The 749-nt window shown below is 67.0% G+C and carries 1 protein-coding gene; it reads right to left on the bottom strand.

The window, feature by feature from the left end:
* A partial coding sequence (locus ABD907_RS20535; RefSeq protein ID WP_345219145.1) for a LacI family DNA-binding transcriptional regulator occupies positions 1-688 on the bottom strand: 688 nt, incomplete at its 3' end.
* Positions 689-749: the final 61 nt, after the last annotated feature.

The raw sequence follows: 749 nt of genomic DNA, 5'->3' as shown, positions 1-749 counted from the left end.
GTGCAGCGCCGTCGGCTCTGTGACGCGTCAGGGAGTCGTCGAACCCTCGCACACGATCGAGCACCGACTCACCGGTGCTGGGACGGTGCAGCAGTGCGAATCGGCGATGGCCGAGTTCCCAGGCGCGATCGGTCATCTCGGCGGTCGCGGTGGAGTAGTCGGCGGCCACGTACGGGACCCCGCGAGCCTCACGCCGACCGATGGCCACAAACGGGAACCCGCTGTCGACCAGTCGCTCGAGATCGCCGCCGTCCATCTCCAGCCCGAGCAGCAGGCATCCGTCGGCGAGGCGGAGCCGGTTGGCTGGGTGGAAGAGCGAGCGTCTACCCTCGTGCACGGGCGCGGAGGTGAACAGCAGCAGGTCGTAACCGAGCCGTTCCGCCTGGGACTCGATGCCCATCAGCAGTGCGGTGTAGAAGTCGCGGCTGGCCTCCGGGAAGGCGGGCTCGTAGGTGAAGACGCCGATGAGTCGATTCCCCATGCCGGCGAGCCGCCGTGCTGCCGGATCGGCGACGTACTCGGCCTCGCGCAGCACCTGTAACACGCGTTCACGGGTCTCGGCGGGGATCCGGGTGAGGGCGTCAGCCTTGCCGTTGACAACGAGCGAGACGGTCGACTGGCTGACGCCGGCCAGCTCGGCAATACGGCGCTGCGTGATGCGCGGCGAGTGTGTTCCTCGGGGATGCATCGGTGGTCCTGTCGACGGACTGCTCTCGTTTTGATTAGCAGATATTTCTAGATCTGGACCG

The organism is Georgenia halophila, assembly GCF_039541595.1.
This window is presented reverse-complemented; position numbering and strand designations above follow the sequence as displayed.